The following is a 24,296-nucleotide window of genomic DNA, read 5'->3' as shown; positions in this document are numbered from 1 at the left end:
CTCGCTTCCGAGTGGCCAGGGCCGGGATCGAACCGGCGACCTTCCGCTTTTCAGTCAGGCACAAAAGTGCTGATCAGTGGGTGTTTTTTCGTTGTTGTGCGTTCCATGTGCGATATCTCCTGTCAGTGCTGCACGACGATTGTTCGGGGCAGTCCGGCCGCATCACCCCCGGCCGCCAGCTTGCTCAGCTCGGCTGCTACCTCTTTGTCTCGCCCGTCGACGGCATGCATGTATCGCATCGCGGCTGCGCTGGAAGAGTGCCCCAGCCTCTTCTTCAGGTCGGCGAGAGTTGCGCCGGTGCTTGCGGCCAGGGTCTGGCCCGTGTGCCGCAGGTCGTGAAAGGTCACCTCGACGCCGACACGCTCCCGTGCCCGCACGAATGCCTGATAGACAGCGTTTCCGCGCATCCGCTCACCGTCACGGCCGACGAACAGCCAGGTCTTGCCCGCCCACTTCTCCTTATGCTCGACCAGGTACGGCCGAAGGTGCGGTGGTATCGATACGGGTCGCTTACCTGCGTCGGTCTTGGGGTCCTTGTCGAACGCGTCGTCAGACTCCAGCAGCTCGACCCGATTTCGGCGCACGTGAACCTCGTTGGTCTCTAGGTCCAGATCGGCGACGGCCAGGCCGATGATCTCGCCGCGCCGGAGCCCACACCATGCCGCCAGGAGTACAGCCGCTCTGTACCGAGGGGTGATCTTCTCGACTAGTTCGGCCACCTGCGTCACGGTCGCGACATTGCGTTCTTTCGAGCCGTCCGAGCCCGCGCCTTTGATCGTGCACGGGTTCACCGAGATCGCATTGTCGCGCTTGGCCTGATTGAGGACCGCGCGCAAGAACCGGTAGGACTGCGCGATCGAGGTCTTACCGCCCGTTCCCGCCAATGCCTTTGCGTGCCAGCTACGCACGACCGGCCCGGTAATCGCGATGAGTGGTTTGTCGAGAAGCTCGGCCATGTGCAACCGCATGTTCCGCCGACAGGTTTCCTCCCATCGCGCACCGACATCCGGGTTATCCCGGAGATAGTCGCTGGCGTAGTCACGAAACAGCGTGAGACCCAATTGCTCGTCCAGCCAGGTACCTCGACTGATATCCGCTTCGACCTTGACCAACCACTTGTCCGCGTCAGTCTTGGTCCGGAACGTGTGGGGAGCCGTCTGCCGCTGACCATTCGGGCCGATGAATGATGCTTGGTGCCGTCCTGATGGCAACTTGCGCACGGAGCCGAAACGCCTGCGCCCCATTACGCCACCGCCTTGCCGCCGCTCCAGCGAACCGAAATCGGTTCTACCCGGCCAGCTTGTGCGAACGCCTCCAGGTCACTGACCTTGAATCGCACATGGGTGCCGACTTTGTGGAACGCGACTCGCCGTTCGGCGATCAGCCGACGAATGAAGCGTTCTCCCGTCCCCAGATACACCGCTGCGCCTGCTACGTCCACATATCTCGGTGCGATATCCATTGCTCTGCCCTCCCCTATGCCGCTGCTTGCTGAATTGCCGAAGTTTCTGGTGGCTCTGGTAGGTCGGCCGCCAGTTGGGCTCTGACGAGTTCGGCGCGCCAGGTGGTGCGTTTGGCGATCGCGCCCATGATCAGGTGCTCGCGCAGGGGCCGGGACTTGTCGCCAGGTTCGACCGGCGTCACTTTGAAGTGACTGGTGTCGGGTTTGATGATTCCGGCGTCGGCGAGCAATTGCCGAACAAACTCGACACGGTCTTGCTTGTGGTCAGGCAGGGTCTTGCCGGACCACCTGCGCGAGACCAGGACTCGGCGGCCAGGCAAGCCGAGGGTGTCTCGGCGGTGTGCTTTGCCTCGGCAGCGACCGGGCACGGTCTTATCGCTGGCGCCCTGGGGCACGATGCCGTATGTCAGCCAGACCGCGCAGCGCGGCGAGCACGGGGTGTGCTGCAGCTGAGCGTGCAATCGGTCGTAATGCTCGGCGGCGCGATCGGATTGCGGCTCAACGATTTCGGCGATGGACTTGACCAGGTACTTGGTGACGTAGCCGATGGTCCGGCCGGCCTTTTCCGTCCCGGCAGCGACGCCGGTGATCTGCTTGCGGTCCATCTGCGCCCCGAACCGCACCGTATGCGCAGGCTCGAGGTCATCCACGGCGTCGAGGATGTCGAGCGCGTCATCCCAGTAGGTCAGCGCCCGCCCGGTATCCGGATCTACGAACGTCGCCTTCTTGTGGTCCCACACCGGCAGGTGCGTGCCGCCGTAGACCTGGTTCTCGGCGTCGAAGCGCGGCCACCACACCTGGTGGTAGGTAGCTGCGGTGACCTGCTTGAGGATCTCGCGCGAGATCGCGCCCCGGATCAGGATGTGCAGGTGCGGGGCACCGCGCTTCTGTGGTTCGACCGTAGCGAAGTACTGCACGTCGTAACCGACCGCACGACGCAGGTTCTGAATCCACCGGTCGACCAGCCGGGAGAAGAACACGATGTCGCGTGCGGCGCGAGGGTAGTCGTAGTGATCGGGGTCGACCGGTGAACCGTCCGAGCAGGGTTGGCCTTTGCCGTTAACCGCGCCGTCCTGGTGGATCTTGCCGTAGCTGTCCATGGTCAAGGTGACGAACATGGAAGACAGGTGTCCCCCGATCGGTGCTCCGACAGTGCGTTTGGTGACCTTGCGGCGGGGCAGGTTCGGCACGTCCTGACGGCGACGTGTGGAGCGTCGACGCCGATCCTTGGCGGTGGCCTCCAGGGCCGGTAGACGACCACGCAGCCCGGAGTCCCGGAGTTGCTGATCGAGTTCGATGATGAGCGCACGGGTTTCGTCGGCAAGCTCAGCGTCGTCGTCTTGCACAGCCTTGCGGTACTGGGCCACGAAATCAGCACGCTGAGTGAGCAATCCGATTTGCTCGTCGGTCGGGTCCGTGGCCGGGGCGATGGGTTCGGACTCAGCGTGCCAGCCTTCGCGGCATTGGGCGATCCGTAGCAGCCGGTTGGCTTTGGCGCAGGCCGGGCACACCGATTCGATCGTGGACTTACACGGCGAGCCCTCGTAGGTGATGGTGCCGGTCTTGGGGTCCTCGATCCGCATGGCGATCGGGCGTTTGCACACCTGGTACTGCTCGGCGGCGGCCTGGGCGATCCCGAAGAGGTTGGGTAGGGCGCGGCGCTGAGCCGCTGTCCCTCCCGCCTGGGCTGGTTCGGGTGTGGTGTTCATCAGGCGGCGCCCTTCCGGAAACGGGGGACGATGCGGGGCAGGTCGACGGGTTCGGCGAGGGCATCGGCGTAGCGGAAGACCAGCTCCATGACGCCGGGGCCGACGATGGTTGCGCGGCATTCGAGGGCTTCGAAGGTGTGGGCCAGGCGCTCGACGCGGTTTTCGTAGTCGTCGGGGCATTGGCCGGGGAGCATCTTCACCCGCACCCGGTCAGTGACCTTCCCGATCTGGGCGTTCTGGAGCCGGGGAACGAAGGTTGCCGTGCTGGTGTCCACGGTGAGTTTGCAGGCTTGCAGTCGCTTGTCCCAGCGCAGCCGGTAGCGCCACCAGCGCAGGAACCGGGCACGTGCACGGCCGGACAGCCACCGCTCGAAGGTCTCCGGATGCTTCGCACGCCAGAGCACCATCCCCGCGATGGACACCCCGACCACCACGACCGCCCACGGCCACCCGAGCAAAAGGCCGGCGGCGACCACTCCCGCGACCGGAATCGACACCACCGGGAACAACACCGCCCACCACAACGTCACCACGGCCGCCTGGAGGATCAGCCACACCAGCATCGCGAGGGCCTCCAGGACCACCTCGGCCGGTTCCTTATGTGTCTCACTGCTTTTCGCGGCCATCACTGGGCCTCCTTGTCGTACAAATCCAGCGCCAGCTGTGTCGGCACCGGGGTTTCATCGATCCATCTGCGCCAGTTCTCAGTGTCCGAATCCCGGTACACCACACTGGCTTTCAGTCGTTTGCTGGTCTGGAGATGGCAGGCGTAGAGCACCGCGTCAGTGACGTTGCGGGCTTTGGGCAGGGGGCGCACCGCCAGTCCGATCAGTACGCCCCACTGCACGGTTCTGCGGCTGGAATCAGCGGTCATCGGAACGTGCCCGGCCGTCGTTGCGCGGCCAGCTGCCGCAGCGTTCGCATTCGGGATCGCCGCAGTAATGGCCGCTGTCGCTGGTCTCGTAGGGTTCCCAGTGCCCGCACTCGTAGCAGTGCATGACATCTCCGTCGGGCCACACGCTGACCCGCTCAATGGACATCGATGTCCCGCAGCAGATCGGCCCCCGAACGGTGCTCATGCTGCCCAGTCCCAATCAGAACCGTCGACATCGTCCAGCCCGTCATCCCAGCCAGGCGCTTCGCCGGTCTCGGCGAGCAGGCGGACCGCGATGGCGATCGAGTCCAAGCCGCGGCGCTCCAGGTGGCAGCGGCGGGCCGAACGCAGGTGGATCGCGGCGTCGATGTCGTCACGGTCGCACCCGTCAGCGGGGTTCAGGTGGCGAATGGTCATGGCAGGGCCTCGATTTCAGGGATGCCGCATACGATGCAGGTGCGGGAACGGGTGGAGATGCCGAGCAGGCGTCGGGTGGCCTGCCACGTGTTGGGGAATTGGTGGCCGTTGCGGTCGCAGTGATCGGCGGCCATGCAGCCGTCACACCAGATCCGGTCACCGTCGTAGACCCAGCCGACACCGGCCGAGCGGAGTTGGATGTAGTCCACGGCCTGTTGGGTGGAGTCGAAACAGATCGACTCACCGGTGTTCTCGGTGTAGATGTCGCCACACATGTCGCAGTAGATGACGACGTGAGTTTCGGTCACGAATCCTCGTTTCATGCCGCCACCCCGTCTTCGTTCTCGTCACCGAGGTCATCAGGGTCGAAATCGGCGTACTCAGCGATCGCGGGCCGTTCGGGCTCGCGGTTGTAGTCGGGGGTGTAGTGCTCGACCAGGTAGCCGATGTCCTCGCGGGAGACGAAGTAGGAGCGTGCCCGCACGATGTTGGGTGTGCCGTCGTCGCGGACGTAGGCGACACCTGGTGTGTTGTAAGGGATTTGGTCGCAGCGGGCACCCCGGTCACGGGCGGAGTCGCCGTGCACCATGCCGATCTGGGTTTTCTCGTCCAGGCGCAACGCGATCCGCACCGGGATCAGCTGACGCATGGGCAGGGTCTCCTTGGAGGGGTCCTGCACGCAGGTGATCACGCAGAACCCCGGAGCGCGGCCCTGGGTGAGCAGCTTGCCGTAGTGACGTTCGAACTTCTCGATCGTGGCCTTGTCCGCGTAGGACGTCATAGACGCGGCCTCATCGACAATGATCACGATCAACGGTTCATCGACAGTCGGGACGTGCTTTTCGATACCGGCTTCCCGGCAGCGGTTCGCCCGTTCGAGCATCAGCTGCTCGGCCTCGCCCATCATGGTGACGATGCCCTCGTCGGTGAATTCGCAGCGGACCATCAGCTTGCGGCCCCGCCAGAACTCCATGCCGCCCTTGGGATCAGCGACCCACAACTCCACCAGTCCGGCCTTGATCGCGGGAGCCAGTCCGGCGATGATCGCCCACACCAGCCCCCCCCTTACCGGCGTTGGTGCCCCCAGCAATGAGCAGATGCCGGTACAGCACCGCCAGCTTCCACACGTCCCCGGATTCCAGCATCCCCACCGGGATCGCCTCCAGGTCCACAACGTTGGGGACCGCTACCGACGCCGGTGTCGGAGCGGCGAGAGTGTCGTACACCCTCACCTGAAGACGAACCCAGCTCGGCGCGGGTGACGACACCGTCACCTCAGCCACCCCGAGGTAGGTCGCGAACTGGGCGCACACGTCCTCGTTGTTCCAGTCCTTGAGCTTCTGACCGCCCAGCATCAGCACATCGGCGTAAAGGCCGTGCGCGTCGTAGTCCCAGCACTCGACGTACGGGAACCCGGACTCGGGCGAACCCAGATCCAGCGCGGCCAGCATCATGTTCGTCTGCGGCGGATCAGCCAGAATCGACACAGCCGTACGCAATTCGACCGGCGCGACCGCGGCGATATCGGCCACCGTCACCGGGCGGACACCGGCACCGAGTGAACGCATCCACATCAGCCCAGCAGCGCCCAGGACCGCACCACCGGCCAGAGCGAGATCAGTCAGCGCCATCACACCCACCCCCGCAGCGGCTCGAACGACAGCGACACCGAATGCTCAGCGAGCACGTTCGGCACCACTTGACTCAGCAGCCGGGCATCATCGATGCTCAGCACCACCTCAGTGCCGCCGACGAGGAACGACATTCGAGCCGCCGACTCGACCGGCTCGAACGGTGACGCCGCAACGTATTTCACGTTCCGCAACTCACCCGCGATAGGAGTACTCATCACCGGCCACCCTTCGGCTCAGGCGCATCGATGGGATCGCATTTCCACGGCCGGAAATTGATCAACGGCGGCGCATCAGCACAGTTGGCGTCCCGCAACGACGCCTTGGGCACGTCCTCGCAGAACATCACGCACCCATCGCCGCCAGCGTTGGGACCGGCACTGACGAACAACGCCGTGGGCGCTGCGTCGTCGCAATACATCGCGCATCCATCAGCACGGGTACTGCTCTGATACGACACCGGAGCCGGGGTGCGGTCGGCGGTCAGCAGCACCGCTGTCGCCATGATCGTGACCGCAGGCACCCCAAGCACCACGGCCAGGAACGGCGGATTCGGAACGGAATTGAAGGTGGACATCACGCCGCCGCCTTCACCAGATCGACACGCGCAGAAGCTGATTCGCGGGCGTCCAGGGCATCAGCGATGCCCGCATCAAGCAGGTCTCTCAGCGACTGGGCCTGTTCGGCGCTCAGGTGCATCCCGCAGGCGGACCCGAAGTACACCAGGATCTTGCCGTCGAAATAGTGGACATCGAAGGACACGTGCTGCACGGCCATCGTCACCAGCACGTCGTCATCAGCACCGGTGGTGTGTCGTGGGTAGTACTTTTCAGCCATCAGGAACTCCTGATCAGGAAACCGTGATCGGCAGGGCTTCTTGCACCGGCCGCACGGGACGAATAGAACGCACCGGTGTCGGTGCGGGACGAACCCGAGCAACCGGCGCAGGCGCAGGCAGGGGTTCAACAGGGGAAGGCTGGACCGGTTCGGGCACCGGATCTGCGGATACCTCCGCGACCAGATCGGCCGGCATACCTACCGGATCGACCTCGACCGCCGAACCGGGTTGGGCCGCACGGAACAGCAACGCCAGACCATGGGTATCCACCAGCAGTGAAATCGGGGCGATCGCAGCGACGAGCGCCGAAGCCCACCAGGGCAACACCTGTCCGGCCGCGACCGCGTGCAGAGAGTTGCCTGCGATCGAGACCAGCGCACCGATGCCCAGTACCCAGGAAAACCAGCGACGTTCGGGCAGCACCAGGGCCGAAATCGTGGCCTGAATGATGGTGCCGTCGATGATCACCGGGAACAGCCACGCCCACCGCTTCGGAGTGTTGGCAAGAATCGCCAGATCACGCAACGCAGCGAAGCTCACGACGAACGCGGCTACCCCGATCACCACGGTGATGACCACGGCGGACCAGCGCGCCCAACGCTTCCCCGCTACCTGGCCCGCCGCCATCATCACGCCGCCTTAGAAGCCGCGGGCCGGGACGCACCCGGATCGTTCGGGGCCTGCTTGGCACCGGAGGTATCGCCCTTGATCCCGGTCGCGCGGAACCGGTAAGCGACGTAGGAGAAGTTCTTATCCCCCGACCCCTGCCGCACCACCGTCGGCTCAGCGGTCAATCCCTCCAGCTCGATCATGCGCATCCCCGTGCCCGGCACGATCTCATCGGTCACCGGAACCGGCTGATGCGACGCAACGAACTCGATCTGGAACGACGCCCGCGCCGCCCTGCCCTCAGCACCCTCATGCGGATCGGTCACCGAAGCCACCCACACCGGAAGGCCAGTCCCCTGCCCTTCCCGGTCGATGTCGAACACCGGCTCCGGCAACGCCCGAGGGTCCGGGTTGTACTTCATCTTCTGCGTGATGGTCCCCAGCAAGATCAGCTTCTGCGGGAACGCCTCGTCGGACTCGATACGGAACTTGTGACCCCTCTGGATCGCCATTGCGTACTCCCTGCGGTTCGTAAACCCCGCACCCTGTGTGCGGAATATCACGAACCTATCAGTTGTTATGAAGCATATCAACTGTTATTTCCAGCAAAAGTGCAGCTAAGTGCGCCCCAGTTGTACTGACACGGAACTTTCCAAGGTCAACTGTTAGGCTCTGCGCGTCAACTGGTATTGGAGGAACCCATGCCCGAGTCACAGCAATCGCGGATGCCCATGCATCGGCGAGTCGCTCAGGCCATACGGAACGACATCGAGGCCGGACGCCTCCGCGACGGCGAGCGGTTGCCATCCACTCGCGAGCTGGCCGCCAAGTGGGACGTCAGCGTCTTCACCATCAGCGAAGCCATGGATCTACTGACCAAGGACGGATTCGTCACCAGTAAGGCAAGATCCGGGCGGGTCGTGACGATCCCTGCGGATCTCAGCATTCGGCTGGCGATACCTGAGCCGCTCCGCCCCGTCCGGCCCCAGGTGATACTCGTCGGCGGCTGGCCCGGCAGCGGGAAGTCGGAGTTCGCTCGTGTACTGGCGCGCTGCACCGGCTGGGCGCTGCTGGACAAGGACACGATCGCCCGACCAATCATTGAGCCAGCTCTCGAAGACCTTGGCTCGACCTTCGATGACCGGGAATCCGACATCTATCTGACGCGGATTCGCCCACGCGAGTACGAAGCTCTGGAAGCGGTCATCCACGACAACATCGAATGTGGCAACTCTTGCATCGGCACCGCGCCTTACCTGCGCGAATTCAATGACCGATCCTGGGTCGAGAACGTCGTTGCTCGGATGGGTGCCGACAACGCGGAGGTCACGTTCGTATGGGTCCGATGCACCATCGAAACCATGCACCTCTACCTTCGCCGCCGAGGGGCTGCCCGTGACAGTTGGAAGCTTGCCAACTGGGACGACTACGTCAGCCGTGTCGATCTGTCGTTTCGCCCCGAGGCGCCGCACGTCGTAGTCGACAACGATCCTGACAGCGAGCCGCTTCAGGCCCAAGCTCGACGCCTTCTCGACGATATCCGGCGATCAGCAGAGAACGAGACCACCGCGTGAGTCAGGGATTGGTGCTTTATGGCCCTCCTGCATCGGGGAAGGACACAGTCACCTTCGCTCTGACAGCGTTCGATCCGCGGTACCGCTTGTTCCACCGAATGAAGCTCGGTCCGGGCCGGACGATCGGCTACCGGATGGTTACAGCTAATGTGCTTGCCGAACTCGAGCGATCCGGCGAGATCGTATGGGAGAACACGCGTTACGACGCGCGCTACGTCATCGATCGTCCGAGGTTGGTCGAAATGCTCGACGGCGACCTGATTCCCGTCGTCCATGCCGGGCAACCCGAAGTCATCACCGCCGTACGCCGCGCCACCCCAACGGCAACGTGGACCATCGGGCAACTGTGGTGCCCGCGAGATGTAGCAGAGTCACGAATCATCGGCCGGAGCACCGGCGATGTTGAGGCTCGACTTAGGGCGTGGGATGCGACACCGCAGCTTACCGACGCCGATATTAGCGTCGACACGTCCCTCCTCGATCCCATTGCGTCAGCGGACGCAATCCATCGCGTCGTGCGACCGTCATGACGTTCGACGTAGTCGTTCCCGCACTCACCATTCGGACAGACCAAGGCACTGTCGACGTTTCGGCCACCCGACGCTATGCACAACGAGCTGCACGAACATGGGTGGACTACTTCATCTTGTCCGGATCGACTACACGAGGTGACCTTCTCGACGCCAACCAGCGCGCCGCAATCCTCGACCTGTGGCTTGAGGTCGCCGAGCCATCCAGGCTCCTTCCGTGTTGCTGGCAGCCCGCCGACTTTCGCCACGCAGCAAGCCGGGGGGTAACTCCAATGGCAGTTCTACGAGACTTCACCCGGCTTGAAGCGCTAGACCTTCTTCGTCAACTGCCCAGTCCCGCCACCATTTACAGTCATCCGATGTTCGGAGGCACTGTGTTCGACACCACGTTCGCGCGAGCGGCTCGCCATGCGGGTGTCTTGCCGGTAGGGGGAAAGATCGCCAAGGTCAGCGTGGACGAAGTGAATGCCATCCACGAAGCCGCGGGGGACGCCTTCCGACTGTGGGACGGATCATCTCGCCGAATCACCGCTTCACTCAGCGCAGGTGCAGCGGGCATCGTTGCTACGCCCCTCAGTCCATTTGTCGACAACTTCCCCATCAAGACCATCTCGGCGATCCAACTCGCAGTCGACCCGGTCCAGCGTGCTCTTGACGCTTTAGCTACGAGAGCCGAGCGAACCGACGCCTTGATGCACGCCGCGATCAGCGCTGCGTAGGTGCGTACAGTGTGTACAGTTGTACATGTCACGCAAGTGATGCTGGAGGATGGGACGCCGCCTCTACGACGCCCCATCCGATGGGTTACTTAGCCCGCTTCCAGCGGACCAGCACGAGCGCTCCGGCGACCACGGCGGCAACTACCAAGATGATGCCGTAGTCGACCGGAGCCTCTTGCTTTTTCCGGCGATGTTTCGCCAAACCCACCACCTCCTTCCTGGGCGCGATGTCTGGACCATGTCCACCGCCCCTCGGAAAGAGGTGGCACCACCCTACGCCAGCCCTCCGACCGGAACCGTTGGAACGCAGCCCATTCCACGACCAGGAGCCCGTGTCGATGTCTGATCAGGCTGCGCGAGCTTCACAGTCCCGGGGTTCCCGTACGCGCCTCACCAACGACGGTTGTTGCCGAATTCCGCCATTGAGGATCAAGAGCGCCTGCGGCGGCGCTACCGCGCCGCCGCCGCGCTACGACGCGCAGCGGGTCTGATGGAACGTCGCCCCGGCGCGTCGAGCGCGTCGGCGGCACGGCATGCGCCTCCAATGTCACTCCAGGACACTCAGGGTCGCTTTTGGCATATCCGAATAGGTGTGGGCACGACGTGAGCCGTACCCGGCTTGCTCTTCCGCAGCCCGAGCACGAATCGGCCGGCGCCGGACGGGGTGACTGGCTGTGGTCCCGGTCGGTGGAGCCGAGTAGGGAACGGAAGCCGCGGTGAGGGATGGGGCTATGGGTCACGTGGCTCCCCGCCTCCTCATGGCCCAATTGTCTGACCTCACTCGGACGAGTCAAGGGAAAGGACGCCCTTGACACGCCCTCCCTCGGCTCAGGGATGGCCAGTATGAGGAAGGTGGGGGGAGTGAAGTCGCCGGAGCGCTCGTGCACCCCGCGTGCCTCAAGCCCCGGTATTCGCCGGTCAACCAAGGTCAACAATCACCAGGTGCCCCCAGGGGGTACGAACGCGAAAATCCCCCCGACCTGGTGATATGTCGAGGGGATTTGGTGGCCAGGGCCGGGATCGAACCGGCGACCTTCCGCTTTTCAGGCGGACGCTCGTACCAACTGAGCTACCTGGCCGCAGGCACCCGAGTTGAATGCCATACGCGAAACGCCGGATTGCTCCGGCGCCTCTTCTGCGACCCTGACGGGACTCGAACCCGCGACCTCCGCCGTGACAGGGCGGCGCGCTAACCAACTGCGCCACAGGGCCTTGCGTACTACCAACGGTCCGAAGACCGTACCCCCTACGGGATTCGAACCCGCGCTACCGCCTTGAAAGGGCGGCGTCCTAGGCCGCTAGACGAAGGGGGCTCGCCTCCGGATTTCTCCGGAACCGGCTTCAACGGCTATCCGTTGGGAGCCCGGTTAGCTTATGACAGACCGGACTCGTTTCCCAAACCGGCTGGTCAAAGGCCCAAACTGAGCTCTTCGAGCCGGGCGCGCGTGCGCCAGCCGTCGTTGCGGAACTTCTCGGTCCATTCCGGGGTGGCCATGGACTCGACGACGACTTCGAGTGCTTCCTCGAAGCGGGCGCGCAGATCGATGCCGGTGCCGTGGGCGTCGACCAGGTAGCGCTGGCCGGCCAGTGCGGCGGTGAGGGTGCGGGTGAACCGGTCCGCGTCCGCGTCGGCGCGCAGCTGTCCCTGATCGATGGCGCGGACGGTGAGCGCGCGGGTGGCGCGCCCGAGGATCCGTCCGCCACCGCTTTGCACGTCTCGGTAGAAGTCCGGTTCGATGATCAGCCGGTATTCGGCTTGCACGATGATGTCGTGTTCGAGCCGTAGTGCCATCTCGTCGATCATGCCGTGCATGACGTCCAGTGGTCCGAGATCCGTTCGGCCGAGCCAACGCTCGGCCGAGGCGCGATAGCGTTCGACCGCCGTCTCCAGTACGGCGCGCGCGAGATCTTCCTTGGAATCGAAATGGAAGTACATGGCGCCCTTGGTGGCGCGCGACCCTTCCAATATGCGGTTGAGCGATGCAGCGGCGTAGCCGCTCTTCCCGAACTCAACGGCGGCGGACCTGATAATCGCCGCACGTGTCCGGCGGGCCCGCTCTTGCTGCCGTGCCATGCTCGAAACGCCTCCGAAGCCTACTCGCCGCCAAACAGCCACCCCCAAAGGAACGGGCCCTTGGCGCGAAGTTATGAGTTTTATCAATACTTCAAACCGGGTTTTCGCCCAGTTTCAAACTTTCGGTACGAAAACTTGCGAAAAACCTGAAACACACCAGCTGGTATAGTTTTCCTGCCCGGGTGCACCGCAGGGGGTGCGCACCCGGGTATTCCTTTGTCTCGGATCTGCCTCCCGCGGCGTTGTCTTCAGGGAAGCCGCGATCGGCCGGACCGGTCGCGACGAGTTCGGGCACATCAACGATAAGCCGAATTCCGAATCACCGGACCAGTCGGCGATTCTTCCGGAATTCATCAAGTCGTCACCGTACCCGGAAACCACATCCGACACGCGGCAAACCGACGAGTCAGGTAACTGATCGGGTCGGTTTACTGTTACAGCAAACATCTCGCAACCAAACTTTCGCGCATACCCGGTCCCCCAATTCGTCAGCGTCGCAGCAACGTTCACCCGAGGAGACCGGCCGACCGGCGCACCGGCCCTCGGCCGCGAGCCTGCCCGCTCACCCCACCGGCGCACGCACCCGAGCTCAGACCCCTCACCCCCCGCAAATCCAAAGACATTGCTAGCCAACATGATTGGATGGTAGCCAATTATCGGCGCGATGAACAAAGTTGGGTACCAAATGTTTACCGACAGGATCGCGCGCCACACGCCCCGCGTTACCAGGCGCCACAACAAGTCTCGGCGCCGGATTGCCGGCCCACCCCGACAACCGCGCACAGCGGCAGCGGCGGACGCGCGACGCGCCCGCTCCCCCATTTGGGCCATCGCGGCAGCGCCTACTACACTGGCCCACCGCGCCCCTATAGCTCAGTTGGTAGAGCTACGGACTTTTAATCCGCAGGTCGTAGGTTCGAGCCCTACTGGGGGCACTTGTCGGGCGCCCGGTTCTACCGGGCGCCCGATCTCGTTTCGCAGCGGCCGTCATCGCACCCCCGGCGCGCGGGCTCGAAAGACCGCGCTCCCTCCGAGCATTCCCCTACTGTGAGCGCGACAGGGGCAATCCTGGTCTTCCCTCGACAAGGCGGAGCTGATGACTTCCTTCGATGATTTGCTCGCTCAGGTACCCATCGCCCAGATCGCCGCGAAGCTCGGCGTAGACGAGAACACCGCGACCACCGCGGTCCAAGCGGCGCTGCCGACCCTGCTCGGCGGTCTGCAGGCGAACGCGACCCGACCCGAGGGCGCGGCCTCGTTGGTCGGCGCACTGGACAACCACGGTGGCCTGGTCGAGGGCGCGGGTCAGGTGGACATCGACCAGGTCGACGTCGCCGACGGCTCGAAGATCGTCGAGAACGTTTTCGGCGACGAGAAGAACACGGTGATCAGCGCGCTCGGCTCGACGGAGGGCACCGGCGGCAACGACCTGATCGCCAAGCTGATGCCCATCCTCGCCCCGATCGTGCTCGCCTACCTGGCCAAGCAGCTCACCGGCGGCGGCGCGGACGCCGCGCCGCAGACCCAGTCGCAAGCCGGTAACGGCGGGATCGGCGACCTGCTCGGCGGGCTGCTCGGCGGCAGCAGCAAGAGCGGCGGCATCGGCGGCGCGATCGGCGAGGCACTGGCCAAGAACGCCGGCGGCGCGCTGGGAAACGTACTCGGCGGTCTGTTCGGCGGGAAACGCTGACCGGGGCGGACTATACGATCCGACCCTCGCGTGTGCAGTGCGGCACGCCGCGCTAACACTGCTCGGCCCGTAGCGATAATCCCCTCGCTGCGGGCCGAAGCCATACACTCGACAGTGGTCGCCGAGCGCCAACGAGGGCGTATGACGTGTATCACGGGGCATCAACAGGCATTCGGATGCGTTTCGCATCACACCTACGGTGCCGTAAGGTATGGCCGCACGGCATCGGTCTACCTTGGGGGGATGACCTGCACGACCGGACGCACAGACTGAAGGGTTCATACATGGCAAGGGATCTGACTCAACTCGAGCTTCTTACGGAGTTGGAGCCGGTTGCCGCAGAAAACGTCAACCGGCACTTCTCCTTGGCAAAGGAATGGCATCCGCACGACTACGTCCCGTGGGATGAAGGCCGCAATTTCGCCGCACTCGGGGGCATCGACTGGGATCCTGAGCAGTCCCGGCTGAACGAGGTCGCGAAAGCCGCCATGATCACCAACCTGCTCACCGAGGACAACCTCCCCTCCTACCACCGCGAGATCGCCGAGAACTTCTCCCAGGACGGCGCGTGGGGCACCTGGGTCGGCCGCTGGACCGCCGAGGAAAACCGGCACGGCATCGTGATGCGCGACTACCTGGTAGTCACCCGCGGCGTCGATCCGGTCGCCCTCGAAGAGGCGCGAATGATCCACATGACCAACGGTTTCGCGTCGCCGACCGAGGCCGACGCGGGCTTCCTGCACTCCGTCGCGTACGTGACGTTCCAGGAGCTGGCCACCCGGGTGAGCCACCGCAACACCGGCAAGGTCTGCGACGACCCGATCGCCGACCGCATGCTCCAGCGCGTCGCCGCGGACGAGAACCTGCACATGATCTTCTACCGCAACATGTGCGGCGCCGCGCTCGACCTGGCCCCGGACCAGACGATCGAGGCCATCACGCTGATCCTGGAGAACTTCCAGATGCCCGGCGCGGGTATGCCCAACTTCCGCCGCAACGGCGTGCTGATGGCCAAGCACGGCATCTACGACCTGCGCCAGCACATGGAAGAGGTGGTGCAGCCGGTGCTCAAGAAGTGGAACATCTTCGACCGCACCGACTTCACCGGTCGCGGCGAGGCCTGCCGCGAGCGGCTCGCCGCGTACCTCGACAAGCTCGGCAAGGACGTGGTGAAGTTCGAGGAGCAGCGCGACCGCATGCTCGCCCGCGAGGCCGCCAAGGCCGAACGCCAGATGGCGAGCAGCACCGCGAGCTGAGCTCGCTTCCGATAGACCTCGAGCCGTCGCCCGGACTTTCCGGGCGGCGGCTCGCGTATGTTCGGCTAACGCTGCCTCAGCAATTACCGAGTTTTGAGGTTTATTGCGTCGAAGATCGCTTCGACGCAATAAACCTTCAAACATCGTGACGGTCGCCTTTCACCGACATCATGGCGCGACGTCGATTCCGCCCGTCTCGGCGATCTTCCAGTTGGAACCAGGAAATTCGAGCTCGTTCGCATCGTTCGCCGACCGCACGTTGTATTCGGCTCGAACCCATTCGTCACACCATTGATGTGCCGCTTGTCGGAGTGCCGAATCAGTGATTATCCCTGCGCCGGTACGAGAGCGCTGCGGTCATCGGATTCGGGCGGCTCGGTCCTCCCCGTCCGCTCCGGCGGTTTCTACCGTGAGGTCACGACGACGGCGTCGGATGCGCGAAGGGACGGGCGAACATGGCAAGGCACCGCTCACGGTGGATGGATGCGGAGATGGACGCGCTGGCCGAACTGTCGCGTGACTTCTTCGGCAAGGAGTGCGCACCGCACGAGGAGCGTTGGGCCCAGCAGCAGCACATCGACCGCGAGGTCTGGCTGCGCGCGGGCGAGCTCGGCCTGCTGTGCCCGAGCATCCCGGAAGAGTACGGCGGCGGGGGCGGCGACTTCCGGCATGACGCGGTGATCGCCATCGAGCAGGTGCGCGCGCTGGCACCCAGCTTCGGCGGGCCGGTGCACAGCACGATCATCGCGCACTACCTCGCCGGCTACGGCACCGACGAGCAGAAGAAGACCTGGCTGCCGAAGCTGGCCTCCGGCGAGATGGTCGCGGCGATCGCGATGACCGAACCCGGCACCGGATCGGATTTGCAGGCGATCCGCACCACCGCGACCGTGCAGGGCGAGGAGTACGTCGTCAACGGCGCGAAGACGTTCATCTCCAACGGTTTCCTGGCCGACCTGGTGCTGGTGGTCGCCAAGACCAACGAGCAGGGCGGCGCGGGCGGGCTGTCGCTGATCGCGGTCGAGACGAGCCGGGCGGGTTTCCGGCGAGGGCGCAATCTGCACAAGATCGGCCAGCACGGGCAGGACACCTGCGAACTGTTCTTCGACGACGTGCGGGTGCCGCGCGCGAACCTCATCGGCGCGGCCGAGAACATGGGCTTCATCCAGCTGATGCAGCAGCTGGCGCAGGAGCGGCTGATCATCGCCGTCACCGCGATGGCGACGATGGAGAAGACGGTCGAGCTGACCCTGGAGTACACCAAGGAACGCAGCGCCTTCGGCAAGCCGATCTTCGCGTTCCAGAACACCAAATTCACGCTGGCCGAGTGCGATACGGCCGTCACGGTCGGCTGGAGCTTCCTGGACGAGTGCATCGAGAAGCACATCGCAGGCGAGTTGGACATTCCGACTGCGGCCAAGGCCAAGCTGTGGCTGTCCGAGCAGCAGAACATTCTGGCCGACCGCTGTCTGCAGCTGTTCGGCGGCTACGGCTACATGGCCGAGTATCCGATCGCGCGGATCTTCACCGATTCGCGGATCCAGAAGATCTACGGCGGCACCAACGAGATCATGAAGGAGATCATCGCGCGCGGCCTCTGAGCGCCCGATTCTGCTCCGCCGCACCGTGATTGCCGAATCCGCAATCAATCCTTCGCCGAGCGTCGACACTGGATACAGCGCCGAGGTGGCTGTGACCGACGGGCCGGGCCACCCCTGCCGAACCCCGCGGGCCACAGGGAGGCCGAGAAAATGACCAGTGCACCGAATGGCGAAGCGTCGCTCAGCGGCAAGGTCGTCGCGATCACCGGCGGAGCGCGCGGGATCGGCCGAGCCACCGCCGAGGCGTTCCTCGGGGCGGGCGCGGCGGTGGCGATCGGCGACATCGATGTGGAGCTGGTCGACAAAACCGCGGTGGAACTCGGCGCCGACCCGGCGGCCAGGATCATCGGCCTGCCGCTGAACGTGACCGACCGCGCATCGTTCGCCGCGTTCCTCGACACCCTCGAAAAGGAGCTCGGGCCGCTGGACGTGCTGGTCAACAACGCGGGCATCATGCCGACCGGGTTGTTCGCGGACGAGGACGAGGCGATGACCGACCGGATCGTCGACATCAACCTGCGCGCGGTGATCCACGGGTCGCGGCTGGCCACCCAGCGCTTCCTGGCGCGCGGCAGCGGGCACCTCATCAACATCGCGTCCCTGGCTGGGACGCAAGGCTTTCCGGGGCTGGCCACCTACTGTGCGACCAAGCACGCGGTGGTCGGCTTCACCTCCGCGCTGCATCTGGAACTGAAAGAGCACGGCGTGCAGGTCTCGGCGGTGCTGCCCGGCATCGTGCGCACCGAGCTGTCGGCCGGTGCCAACATGCCGGGGTGGATCGAGCCGATGACGACGGTAGACCCCGAGGATGTCGCGCAGGCGATCGTGCGCACGGTGGTCAAGGGCAAGCCGTTGGTCACCGTGCCGCGCAGGCTGGCCGCGATCATCAAGTCCGCGCAGTTGCTGCCGTACCGGGCGCAGCTCGTGGTCGCGCGAATCACCGGGGCGACAACGGCTTACGCCCAGCCCGATCCGGAGATTCGGGAGAGGTACCACCGTCGTTTGCGCGGAGAGTGAGCAGCGCCGCCCCCGAGCCGACTTCGGCGTCCGGGCAGCCGGAGTTCGCTCACCGCGACCCGCCTATCTCCACTTCGCTCACGCGGCATCCCGATCGATCCCACGGCACTGCCACCCGCGGCTGGATTCAGCTTTCCGCCGGCGGCGCATTTCGGTAGGAGCCGGGCGGACTGCCGGTCCAGCGGCGGAACGCACGCCGGAACGCGCTTGGTTCGGAGAAGCCGAGCCGAGCCGATAGCGCCTCCACCGTCTCGTCGCCGCGCACCAGGCTGGCCACCGCGGCGTCGCGCAGGATGTCCTCGCGGATCTGGGTGATCGAGGTGCTCTCCTCGCCGAGCTTGCGCCGCACCGTCTGCGGGCTCATGGCCAGCCGCTTGGCCACCTCGTCCGCGGTCGGCCAGTGCTCACCCGCCCGGCCGGCCGACCGCTCGCGCCCACCGTGCAGTCCGCGCGCGAGGATCTTGCGGACCTGCTCGGCGAGCGAGGTCCCGTAGTCGCGCCGGGACAGCACATCTATCGGGGCGTTGCGCGCCCAGTCGATGAGGTCTTCCTCGGTCTTGGTGAGCGGGGCGGCGAGTAGTTCGCTGTCGAAGGTGATCGCCGCGGTGGTGGCCTCGAAGACGAGCGGAGCACCGAAGACGAGGTCGTAGTCGGCGACATTGCGCGGACGCGGATACGGAAACTCGACCTGGCGCAAGGGAACTCGGCGGCCGATGCCCCAGGAGATCATTCGGTGGATCGCCGCGAGCAGGAACACGGTGAGCAGCTCTTCGGCCGCGGCGAGCACGCTGGTATCGAGCGTGCACCGAGTGCGCCCGCCGGTCGTGACCACCGCCATCGGCGGCAATCCGGGCAGCAGTCGCTGGTATTCGCCGAACCGTGCGATCGCCGAACCGAGATCGGGGCAGCCGACCAAGCCGAAGCCGACCAGCCTGGTCGACCCGCGTGGCACCGGCGCCGGGCCGAGGCCGAACAGTTCGTCGTCGGTGATCCGCCACAGCTGCCGCATCGTCGCGGCCATCTGCTCGACCGTCACGCGCGCACGATCCTGGGCGAGCAACTCCGGTGCCACCCCCACGCTGCTGAGCAGCTGGCCGATGTCGACGCCTTGTCGCTCCGCGGTGGCGACGGCGGAGCGCACGAAGTCGATCGGCACCGTCCTCGCCGTCACCAATACCTCCTGCGTCCCTGGTCGAGGCGAACCTACCAGGCCGGATGCGGTGAGCGCGGCGGTCACCGAACGTGCGCCGCGCGGTCATCCCGAGCGGGGGTGCCGATTCCTAGCGTTGGGTTATGGGCAACGACGCGACGGCCGAGCGGCCGGACGAGACACAGGGCGCCGCGCTCGTCTGCAAGCCGGAGCGCGGGAACTCCCGCGGCACACCGGCGGCGGTGCCGGACGGGACGACCTTCAACCTGGACCGGCTGGGCGGCTGGGGTGCATGGGACCGGTTCGAGGTGGATCGGGCGCGCACGATCGCCTACGCCGCGGCGACCAACGATCCGATCCGGCACCATCGCGACGGGGTATACGCGCCACCGGTTTTCGCCGTGGTGCCGGTCACGGTGATGATGGCCGACGCCGCGATGTCGGTGGTGCCCGACGATCTGATGCTGCGGATCCTGCACGGCGAGCACGACTTCCGGTTCCACCGGCCGATCGAGCCCGGTGAGCTGCTCGAGGTGCGCGCGCGGCCGGTCGGGATCGAGGGCAAATCCTCGGGCGTGGTGGTCACCTCGCACATCGAGACCTACAGCGTGAGCCGCGGCGACCTCGTCAACGAGCAGTACTTCGTCGGCTTCTTCCGCGGTGGCCGATTCGACGGCGCTTGCGGCGAGCCGAGCCCGGCGCACTCCTTCGATGAGAACCTGCGGGCCCGTGAGCCGGACTTCACCACGGCCCAGACCTTCGACGCCGACCAGACCTTCCGCTATGCCCGCGCCGCAGGCGATCCGATGCCGATCCACCTCGTCGACGAGTTCGCCAAGGCGATGGGGCTGCCCGGGATCATCGTGCACGGCCTGTGCACGATCGCGTTCATCTCACACGCGCTGATCACCCGGATCAGCCCGGACGACCCGACCCGGCTGAAAAGGCTGGCCGTGCGGCTGAGTTCGCCAGCGTTCCCCGGTCAGACCATCACCACCGCGGCGTGGGCCACCGGCAGGCACGGCGGGCGTGACCGCTACGCCTTCGAAACCTGCTCGGACAGCGACCGATTCGTCATCCAGGACGGGCTCGCGGAGTTCGAGCCCGCAATCGAGAAGGAAGCACCATGACCAACAGAGTTTTTGTGATCGGTGTCGGCATGACGAAATTCGAGAAGCCGGGCCGCCGCGCAGGCTGGGACTACCCGGCCATGGCGAAGGAAGCCGGCGGCAAGGCACTCGCGGACGCGGGCATCCGCTACGACCAGGTGCGGGAGGCGTACGTCGGCTACGTCTACGGCGATTCGACCAGCGGCCAGCGCGCCGTCTACGAGCTCGGCTTGACCGGACTGCCGGTGGTCAACGTGAACAACAACTGCTCCACCGGATCGTCGGCGCTGTACCTGGCCGCCAGGGCGATTCGCGGCGGGCTCGCCGACTGCACCCTTGCGCTCGGCTTCGAGAAGATGCAGTCGGGTTCGCTGGAGGCCGGATACACCGATCGCGAGCAGCCCTTGCTGCGCCACATCGAGGCGCTGGCCCGACTGCGGGACTTCGCGATGCCGGTGGCGCCCTGGATGTTCGGGGCCGCGGGCGTCGAGCACATGGAGCAATACGGCTCCACCCCAGCACATTTCGCCAAGATCGCGGAGAAGAACCACCGACATTCGGCCGACAACCCGTACGCGCAGTTCCAGGACGTGTACTCGTTCGACGAGATCGCCAGCGCGAAAATGGTTTACGAGCCGCTCGGCCTGACCCGATTGCAGTGCTCGCCCACCTCCGACGGTTCCGGCGCGGCGGTGCTCGCCGGCGAACGCTTCGTGGACGAGCACGACCTCGGTGACCGAGCCGTGGAGATCGTCGGCCAAGCCATGGTGACCGACCTCGAATCCACCTTCGCTACCAACACGGCGCGCTCGCTGGTCGGTGTCGACATGAGCGCCGCGGCCGCGCGAAAGGTGTACGAGCAGGCTGACATCGGCCCCGACGACCTCGATGTGATCGAGCTACACGACTGCTTCTCCCCCAACGAACTGCTCACCTACGAGGCGCTCGGCCTCTGCGGTACCGGCGAGGGACACGAGCTGATCGACGCCGGGGACACCACCTACGGCGGGCGGTGGGTGGTCAACCCGTCCGGCGGCCTGATCTCCAAGGGACATCCGCTCGGTGCCACCGGCCTGGCGCAGTGCGCCGAACTGACCTGGCAGTTACGTGGCGAGGCCGATGCGCGCCAGGTCCACGGCGCGAAAGTTGCGCTCGCGCACAACATCGGGCTGGGCGGCGCGGCGATCGTCACCGCGTACCGGCTCGCCCGCCCCGCGGATTCAAGCCAGACCTGAGTGCCGCGGCAGCCGCGTCGGCGACAGGCGGCGGCGTCGTACCCGAGCCAGCCCGTACCCGGCGAGTTACCCATGTACCCACGAAATCACCGCCCGCGCTGGGCAACACCGGTCAGCGTCCATCCACCCGAGTAAGGATCAATTCCATGGCACAAGCCAACGGTTCCAGAGAGTTTCCGGCCGCGCAGGAGAAGGTGTGGGCGGTGCTGTCCGACCCGAACCGCTTCGCGGAATGGCTGACGGTGCACACCAAGTGGAAGGAGCCGCCGCCCGCTCAGCTGTCCACCGGGGCCACCATGACCGAGGTGCTCACCATCATGGGGATGGCCAACACCATCACCTTCACGGTGGACGAGTACGACGCGCCGAACTCGACGAAATTCTCCGGCACGGGCCTGGCGGGCGCGCGGATCACCTTCACCCTCACCGTTGCGGCCAAGGGCGACAACGTTTCCGAGGTCAGTATCGACGCGGAGTTCGTCAGCCAGATGATGGTCGGCGCCATCGGCGGCGCGATCGAACGCGCCAGCACCAAAGAACTCGACGCCTCCCTCACCAACCTCGCCGGCCTGCTGGCCTGACCGTACGCACCTACTCGAAAGGAACGACATGGGTTCGCTGGACGGACGTGTCGCCATCGTCACCGGCGCGGGACGCGGCATCGGCCGTGCACACGCGCTGCTGCTCGCCGCCGAAGGAGCCGCCGTCGTGGTCAACGACCTCGGCGGGAACAACGAAGGCGTCGGCGCCGACGCCGGACCGGCGCAGCAGGTGGTCGACGAGATCACCGCGGCGGGCGGGCGCGCGATCGCCGACACCGCGAACATCGCCGACTGGGCGGGCGCGAAAGCCCTTGTCGAGCAGGCGATCACCGCCTTCGGCGGACTCGACATCCTGGTGAACAATGCGGGCATCCTGCGCGACGCGTTCATTGCCGCGATGGACGAGGCACAGTGGGACGCGGTGATCGCGGTGCACCTCAAGGGCCACTTCGCGGTACTGCACCACGCCGCCGCGTACTGGAAAGCGCAGTCGAAGGCCGGGCAGCCGGTCGCCGCATCGGTGATCAACACCGCCTCCGCATCAGGCACCTTCCTACCCAACCCCGGTCAAGCCAACTACGGCGCCGCCAAAGCGGGCATCGCCGCACTCACTGAGGTCGCCGCGCTGGAACTGGAGCGCTACGGCGTCCGCGCCAACGCCATCGCCCCCGTCGCCCGCACCCGCCTGACCCTCGCCACCCCCGGCATGGGCGCCATGTTCGCCGCCGAGGTCCCCGCCGGCGAATTCGATGCCTTCGCCCCGGAGAACATCGCCCCCATCGTCGCCTACCTCGCCCAAGAGAAATGCCCCATCACCGGCCAGGTCTTCGCCGTCCAGGGCGGCGCAATCTCCACCCTCACCGGCTGGACCCCCACCGGAACCATCGAAACCGACGGCCCTTGGCAACTCACCGACCTGGCCGCCCGACTCCCCACCATCGTCTGATCCGGTTCAGCGCGGTCGCTCCGTCGTGAAGTACGCCACTCAGGCCCGACACCCCCACAGCCTCCTTACGTGCGGAAATGAGAGACTGGACGGCGTGACGATGACTACCGGGGTGGCGAGTGGGCTGCGGATCGGGCCGTATCCGGTCGATCCGGCGGTGGTGCTCGCGCCGATGGCGGGCATCACGAATCTGGCGTTTCGCAAGCTGTGCCGCGAATTCGGCAGCCCGACCTCGATCTATGTCTGCGAGATGATCACGGCGCGGGCGGTGGTCGAGCGCAATGAGAAGACGCTGGAGATGATGTCGTTCGACGCCGACGAGTCGCCGCGGTCGATGCAGCTCTACGGCGTCGACCCGGCCACGCTCGCCGAGGCGGTGCGGATCATCGTCGGTGAGGGTTGGGCCGATCACATCGATATGAACTTCGGCTGCCCGGTGCCCAAGGTCACCCGGCTCGGCGGCGGCGCCGCGCTGCCGTACAAGCGGGCACTGTTCAGCCGGATCGTGCGCGCCATGGTGGAGGCCGCCGAACCGGCGGGCGTCCCGGTGACGGTGAAGTTCCGGATCGGCATCGACGACGAGCACCTGACCTACCTCGACGCAGGCCGCATCGCGGAAGCCGAAGGCGCGCAAGCGGTTGCGCTGCACGCCAGGACCGCCGCCCAGCGTTACTCCGGGCAGGCCGACTGGACCGCCATCGCCCGGCTGAAGGAGGCCGTCAGCACCATTCCGGTGCTCGGCAACGGCGACATCTTCTCGGCCGCCGACGCGGTCCGGATGATGGATGAAACCGGCTGCGATGGCGTCGTGGTCGGTCGTGGCTGCCTCGGCCGCCCATGGCTGTTCGCCGAGCTCCAGGCGGCGTTGCGCGGGGAGGAGCTGCCCGAACCGCCGAACCTCGGCCGGGTCGGCGAGGTGCTGTACCGGCACGGCGCCCTGCTGTCCGAGCATGTCGGCGAGGACAAGGCCATGCGCGACCTGCGCAAGCACATGGCCTGGTATCTGATGGGCTTCCCGGTCGGGGCCGAGCTGCGCCGCGCCTTCGCGACGGTGTCCAGCCTCGTCGAGCTGGAAGACCTTGTCGGACAGCTCGATCCGACGGCCCCGTTCCCCAGGGACGCAGAGGGTCCGCGCGGAAGACAAGGCTCCCCAGGCAAAGTCGCGCTGCCGCACGGTTGGCTCGACGACCCGCAGGACCCGGCGGTCCCGCACGGCGCCGACGTAATGCACAGCGGCGGCTGAGAACCGAGCGACATCGACCGGGCTGATACCCGGTCGAGGCGACGGCGAATCGGGTATCCAAACGACACTG

General features: G+C 65.7%; 28 protein-coding genes and 4 tRNA genes. 13 read left to right on the top strand and 19 right to left on the bottom strand.

Annotated features, from left to right (window positions below):
* Nucleotides 1-122: 122 nt before the first annotated feature.
* The 14 genes from xerC to ACIHA7_RS28885 all read right to left on the bottom strand — a co-directional run bounded on the left by xerC (nt 123) and on the right by ACIHA7_RS28885 (nt 8,052).
* On the bottom strand, nt 123-1,112 hold the full coding sequence (gene xerC, locus ACIHA7_RS28950) for a tyrosine recombinase XerC (protein ID WP_397294083.1): 990 nt from the start codon (nt 1,110-1,112) through the stop codon (nt 123-125).
* Nucleotides 1,113-1,243: 131 nt separating this feature from the next.
* Nucleotides 1,244-1,462, bottom strand: a complete 219-nt coding sequence (locus tag ACIHA7_RS28945) for an excisionase family DNA-binding protein (RefSeq protein ID WP_397294082.1) — start codon at nt 1,460-1,462, stop codon at nt 1,244-1,246.
* Between the two features lie 14 nt (nt 1,463-1,476).
* Entirely contained in the window at nt 1,477-3,171 is a 1,695-nt protein-coding gene (locus ACIHA7_RS28940; RefSeq protein WP_397294081.1) for a replication initiator, read from the bottom strand.
* Nucleotides 3,171-3,797: a hypothetical protein gene (locus ACIHA7_RS28935; protein ID WP_397294080.1), complete on the bottom strand. Its 627-nt coding sequence runs from the start codon at nt 3,795-3,797 to the stop codon at nt 3,171-3,173. The genes ACIHA7_RS28940 and ACIHA7_RS28935 overlap by 1 nt, the downstream gene beginning before the upstream one ends.
* Nucleotides 3,797-4,045: a hypothetical protein gene (locus ACIHA7_RS28930; protein WP_397294079.1), complete on the bottom strand. Its 249-nt coding sequence runs from the start codon at nt 4,043-4,045 to the stop codon at nt 3,797-3,799. The genes ACIHA7_RS28935 and ACIHA7_RS28930 overlap by 1 nt, the downstream gene beginning before the upstream one ends.
* A 201-nt stretch (nt 4,046-4,246) precedes the next feature.
* Nucleotides 4,247-4,462, bottom strand: a complete 216-nt coding sequence (locus ACIHA7_RS28925) for a hypothetical protein (RefSeq protein ID WP_397294078.1) — start codon at nt 4,460-4,462, stop codon at nt 4,247-4,249.
* On the bottom strand, nt 4,459-4,770 hold the full coding sequence (locus ACIHA7_RS28920) for a hypothetical protein (protein WP_397294077.1): 312 nt from the start codon (nt 4,768-4,770) through the stop codon (nt 4,459-4,461). The genes ACIHA7_RS28925 and ACIHA7_RS28920 overlap by 4 nt, the downstream gene beginning before the upstream one ends.
* A gap of 11 nt (nt 4,771-4,781) precedes the next feature.
* A complete protein-coding gene (locus ACIHA7_RS28915) occupies nt 4,782-5,516 on the bottom strand; it encodes a hypothetical protein (protein ID WP_397294076.1) in 735 nt (244 codons plus the stop codon).
* Nucleotides 5,449-6,093: a hypothetical protein gene (locus tag ACIHA7_RS28910; RefSeq protein ID WP_397294075.1), complete on the bottom strand. Its 645-nt coding sequence runs from the start codon at nt 6,091-6,093 to the stop codon at nt 5,449-5,451. The genes ACIHA7_RS28915 and ACIHA7_RS28910 overlap by 68 nt, the downstream gene beginning before the upstream one ends.
* The gene (locus ACIHA7_RS28905; protein WP_397294074.1) at nt 6,093-6,311 is read right to left on the bottom strand and encodes a hypothetical protein; all 219 of its coding nucleotides are present in this window, start codon (nt 6,309-6,311) and stop codon (nt 6,093-6,095) included. Before ACIHA7_RS28905 ends, ACIHA7_RS28910 begins: the two co-directional genes overlap by 1 nt.
* Complete coding sequence (locus tag ACIHA7_RS28900) at nt 6,311-6,670, bottom strand: hypothetical protein (protein ID WP_397294073.1); 360 nt, start codon at nt 6,668-6,670, stop codon at nt 6,311-6,313. Before ACIHA7_RS28900 ends, ACIHA7_RS28905 begins: the two co-directional genes overlap by 1 nt.
* Complete coding sequence (locus ACIHA7_RS28895) at nt 6,670-6,930, bottom strand: hypothetical protein (protein ID WP_397294072.1); 261 nt, start codon at nt 6,928-6,930, stop codon at nt 6,670-6,672. The genes ACIHA7_RS28900 and ACIHA7_RS28895 overlap by 1 nt, the downstream gene beginning before the upstream one ends.
* A 13-nt stretch (nt 6,931-6,943) precedes the next feature.
* A complete protein-coding gene (locus ACIHA7_RS28890; protein ID WP_397294071.1) occupies nt 6,944-7,510 on the bottom strand; it encodes a DUF2637 domain-containing protein in 567 nt (188 codons plus the stop codon).
* A 50-nt stretch (nt 7,511-7,560) separates the two neighbouring features.
* Entirely contained in the window at nt 7,561-8,052 is a 492-nt protein-coding gene (locus ACIHA7_RS28885) for a hypothetical protein (RefSeq protein WP_397294070.1), read from the bottom strand.
* A gap of 189 nt (nt 8,053-8,241) precedes the next feature.
* On the opposite strand from ACIHA7_RS28885, the gene ACIHA7_RS28880 reads away from it, so the two are divergent.
* The 3 genes from ACIHA7_RS28880 (at nt 8,242) to ACIHA7_RS28870 (ending at nt 10,363) form a co-directional block, all read left to right on the top strand.
* Nucleotides 8,242-9,114 carry a GntR family transcriptional regulator gene (locus tag ACIHA7_RS28880; RefSeq protein ID WP_397294069.1) on the top strand — a complete coding sequence of 291 codons (873 nt, stop codon included), beginning with the start codon at nt 8,242-8,244 and terminating at the stop codon, nt 9,112-9,114.
* Complete coding sequence (locus tag ACIHA7_RS28875; RefSeq protein WP_397294068.1) at nt 9,111-9,644, top strand: kinase; 534 nt, start codon at nt 9,111-9,113, stop codon at nt 9,642-9,644. The genes ACIHA7_RS28880 and ACIHA7_RS28875 overlap by 4 nt, the downstream gene beginning before the upstream one ends.
* A 359-nt stretch (nt 9,645-10,003) precedes the next feature.
* The gene (locus tag ACIHA7_RS28870) at nt 10,004-10,363 is read left to right on the top strand and encodes a hypothetical protein (RefSeq protein WP_397294067.1); all 360 of its coding nucleotides are present in this window, start codon (nt 10,004-10,006) and stop codon (nt 10,361-10,363) included.
* Nucleotides 10,364-11,365: 1,002 nt separating this feature from the next.
* Here ACIHA7_RS28870 and ACIHA7_RS28865 read toward each other — a convergent pair.
* From ACIHA7_RS28865 to ACIHA7_RS28850, 4 genes are all read right to left on the bottom strand, one after another.
* A tRNA-Phe gene (locus tag ACIHA7_RS28865) sits at nt 11,366-11,442 on the bottom strand.
* Between the two features lie 59 nt (nt 11,443-11,501).
* Nucleotides 11,502-11,575 (bottom strand) — tRNA-Asp (locus ACIHA7_RS28860).
* Nucleotides 11,576-11,603: 28 nt separating this feature from the next.
* Nucleotides 11,604-11,676: transfer RNA gene (locus tag ACIHA7_RS28855), tRNA-Glu, on the bottom strand.
* Nucleotides 11,677-11,771: 95 nt separating this feature from the next.
* A complete protein-coding gene (locus ACIHA7_RS28850) occupies nt 11,772-12,437 on the bottom strand; it encodes a TetR family transcriptional regulator (RefSeq protein ID WP_397294066.1) in 666 nt (221 codons plus the stop codon).
* An 862-nt stretch (nt 12,438-13,299) separates the two neighbouring features.
* Here ACIHA7_RS28850 and ACIHA7_RS28845 point away from each other — a divergent pair.
* The 5 genes from ACIHA7_RS28845 to ACIHA7_RS28825 all read left to right on the top strand — a co-directional run bounded on the left by ACIHA7_RS28845 (nt 13,300) and on the right by ACIHA7_RS28825 (nt 18,001).
* Nucleotides 13,300-13,372 (top strand) — tRNA-Lys (locus ACIHA7_RS28845).
* A 161-nt stretch (nt 13,373-13,533) separates the two neighbouring features.
* Nucleotides 13,534-14,127: a DUF937 domain-containing protein gene (locus ACIHA7_RS28840; protein WP_397294065.1), complete on the top strand. Its 594-nt coding sequence runs from the start codon at nt 13,534-13,536 to the stop codon at nt 14,125-14,127.
* Between the two features lie 284 nt (nt 14,128-14,411).
* Nucleotides 14,412-15,383 carry an acyl-ACP desaturase gene (locus tag ACIHA7_RS28835; RefSeq protein WP_397294064.1) on the top strand — a complete coding sequence of 324 codons (972 nt, stop codon included), beginning with the start codon at nt 14,412-14,414 and terminating at the stop codon, nt 15,381-15,383.
* Between the two features lie 455 nt (nt 15,384-15,838).
* Nucleotides 15,839-16,984, top strand: coding sequence for an acyl-CoA dehydrogenase family protein (locus ACIHA7_RS28830; protein ID WP_397294063.1), 1,146 nt, complete (start codon nt 15,839-15,841; stop codon nt 16,982-16,984).
* A 150-nt stretch (nt 16,985-17,134) separates the two neighbouring features.
* Entirely contained in the window at nt 17,135-18,001 is an 867-nt protein-coding gene (locus tag ACIHA7_RS28825; protein WP_397294062.1) for an SDR family oxidoreductase, read from the top strand.
* A 127-nt stretch (nt 18,002-18,128) separates the two neighbouring features.
* Here the strand turns inward: ACIHA7_RS28825 and ACIHA7_RS28820 are convergent, their stop codons facing one another.
* Nucleotides 18,129-19,172 (bottom strand): AraC family transcriptional regulator, encoded by a 1,044-nt coding sequence (locus ACIHA7_RS28820; protein ID WP_397294061.1) that lies wholly within the window; start codon nt 19,170-19,172, stop codon nt 18,129-18,131.
* A 122-nt stretch (nt 19,173-19,294) separates the two neighbouring features.
* Between ACIHA7_RS28820 and ACIHA7_RS28815 the strand changes: the two genes are divergently transcribed.
* The 5 genes from ACIHA7_RS28815 to dusB all read left to right on the top strand — a co-directional run bounded on the left by ACIHA7_RS28815 (nt 19,295) and on the right by dusB (nt 24,226).
* Entirely contained in the window at nt 19,295-20,281 is a 987-nt protein-coding gene (locus ACIHA7_RS28815; RefSeq protein WP_397294060.1) for a MaoC/PaaZ C-terminal domain-containing protein, read from the top strand.
* Nucleotides 20,278-21,495, top strand: coding sequence for a lipid-transfer protein (locus tag ACIHA7_RS28810; protein ID WP_397294059.1), 1,218 nt, complete (start codon nt 20,278-20,280; stop codon nt 21,493-21,495). The genes ACIHA7_RS28815 and ACIHA7_RS28810 overlap by 4 nt, the downstream gene beginning before the upstream one ends.
* A 146-nt stretch (nt 21,496-21,641) precedes the next feature.
* Complete coding sequence (locus tag ACIHA7_RS28805; protein ID WP_397294058.1) at nt 21,642-22,076, top strand: SRPBCC family protein; 435 nt, start codon at nt 21,642-21,644, stop codon at nt 22,074-22,076.
* A 28-nt stretch (nt 22,077-22,104) separates the two neighbouring features.
* A complete protein-coding gene (locus tag ACIHA7_RS28800) occupies nt 22,105-22,983 on the top strand; it encodes an SDR family oxidoreductase (RefSeq protein ID WP_397294057.1) in 879 nt (292 codons plus the stop codon).
* Nucleotides 22,984-23,083: 100 nt separating this feature from the next.
* Entirely contained in the window at nt 23,084-24,226 is a 1,143-nt protein-coding gene (dusB, locus tag ACIHA7_RS28795; protein ID WP_397294550.1) for a tRNA dihydrouridine synthase DusB, read from the top strand.
* Nucleotides 24,227-24,296: the final 70 nt, after the last annotated feature.

The sequence above is a fragment of the Nocardia sp. NPDC052316 genome, assembly GCF_044547795.1.
In the GTDB taxonomy this organism is placed as follows: Bacteria; Actinomycetota; Actinomycetes; order Mycobacteriales; family Mycobacteriaceae; genus Nocardia.
The sequence above is the reverse complement of the archived record's forward strand: the minus strand, read 5'-3'. Positions and strand labels throughout refer to the sequence as shown.

Excerpts from the sequence above, each read along its gene's own strand:
- ACIHA7_RS28945 (WP_397294082.1), bottom strand. The coding sequence starts at position 1,462 with ATGGATATCGCACCGAGATATGTGGACGTAGCAGGCGCAGCGGTGTAT.
- ACIHA7_RS28940 (WP_397294081.1), bottom strand. The coding sequence starts at position 3,171 with ATGAACACCACACCCGAACCAGCCCAGGCGGGAGGGACAGCGGCTCAG.
- ACIHA7_RS28935 (WP_397294080.1), bottom strand. The coding sequence starts at position 3,797 with ATGGCCGCGAAAAGCAGTGAGACACATAAGGAACCGGCCGAGGTGGTC.
- ACIHA7_RS28930 (WP_397294079.1), bottom strand. The coding sequence starts at position 4,045 with ATGACCGCTGATTCCAGCCGCAGAACCGTGCAGTGGGGCGTACTGATC.
- ACIHA7_RS28925 (WP_397294078.1), bottom strand. The coding sequence starts at position 4,462 with ATGACCATTCGCCACCTGAACCCCGCTGACGGGTGCGACCGTGACGAC.
- ACIHA7_RS28910 (WP_397294075.1), bottom strand. The coding sequence starts at position 6,093 with ATGGCGCTGACTGATCTCGCTCTGGCCGGTGGTGCGGTCCTGGGCGCT.
- ACIHA7_RS28905 (WP_397294074.1), bottom strand. The coding sequence starts at position 6,311 with ATGAGTACTCCTATCGCGGGTGAGTTGCGGAACGTGAAATACGTTGCG.
- ACIHA7_RS28900 (WP_397294073.1), bottom strand. The coding sequence starts at position 6,670 with ATGTCCACCTTCAATTCCGTTCCGAATCCGCCGTTCCTGGCCGTGGTG.
- ACIHA7_RS28895 (WP_397294072.1), bottom strand. The coding sequence starts at position 6,930 with ATGGCTGAAAAGTACTACCCACGACACACCACCGGTGCTGATGACGAC.
- ACIHA7_RS28885 (WP_397294070.1), bottom strand. The coding sequence starts at position 8,052 with ATGGCGATCCAGAGGGGTCACAAGTTCCGTATCGAGTCCGACGAGGCG.
- ACIHA7_RS28880 (WP_397294069.1), top strand. The coding sequence starts at position 8,242 with ATGCCCGAGTCACAGCAATCGCGGATGCCCATGCATCGGCGAGTCGCT.
- ACIHA7_RS28870 (WP_397294067.1), top strand. The coding sequence starts at position 10,004 with ATGTTCGGAGGCACTGTGTTCGACACCACGTTCGCGCGAGCGGCTCGC.
- ACIHA7_RS28850 (WP_397294066.1), bottom strand. The coding sequence starts at position 12,437 with ATGGCACGGCAGCAAGAGCGGGCCCGCCGGACACGTGCGGCGATTATC.
- ACIHA7_RS28840 (WP_397294065.1), top strand. The coding sequence starts at position 13,534 with ATGACTTCCTTCGATGATTTGCTCGCTCAGGTACCCATCGCCCAGATC.
- ACIHA7_RS28835 (WP_397294064.1), top strand. The coding sequence starts at position 14,412 with ATGGCAAGGGATCTGACTCAACTCGAGCTTCTTACGGAGTTGGAGCCG.
- ACIHA7_RS28830 (WP_397294063.1), top strand. The coding sequence starts at position 15,839 with ATGGCAAGGCACCGCTCACGGTGGATGGATGCGGAGATGGACGCGCTG.
- ACIHA7_RS28825 (WP_397294062.1), top strand. The coding sequence starts at position 17,135 with ATGACCAGTGCACCGAATGGCGAAGCGTCGCTCAGCGGCAAGGTCGTC.
- ACIHA7_RS28815 (WP_397294060.1), top strand. The coding sequence starts at position 19,295 with ATGGGCAACGACGCGACGGCCGAGCGGCCGGACGAGACACAGGGCGCC.
- ACIHA7_RS28810 (WP_397294059.1), top strand. The coding sequence starts at position 20,278 with ATGACCAACAGAGTTTTTGTGATCGGTGTCGGCATGACGAAATTCGAG.
- ACIHA7_RS28805 (WP_397294058.1), top strand. The coding sequence starts at position 21,642 with ATGGCACAAGCCAACGGTTCCAGAGAGTTTCCGGCCGCGCAGGAGAAG.
- ACIHA7_RS28800 (WP_397294057.1), top strand. The coding sequence starts at position 22,105 with ATGGGTTCGCTGGACGGACGTGTCGCCATCGTCACCGGCGCGGGACGC.
- dusB (WP_397294550.1), top strand. The coding sequence starts at position 23,084 with ATGACTACCGGGGTGGCGAGTGGGCTGCGGATCGGGCCGTATCCGGTC.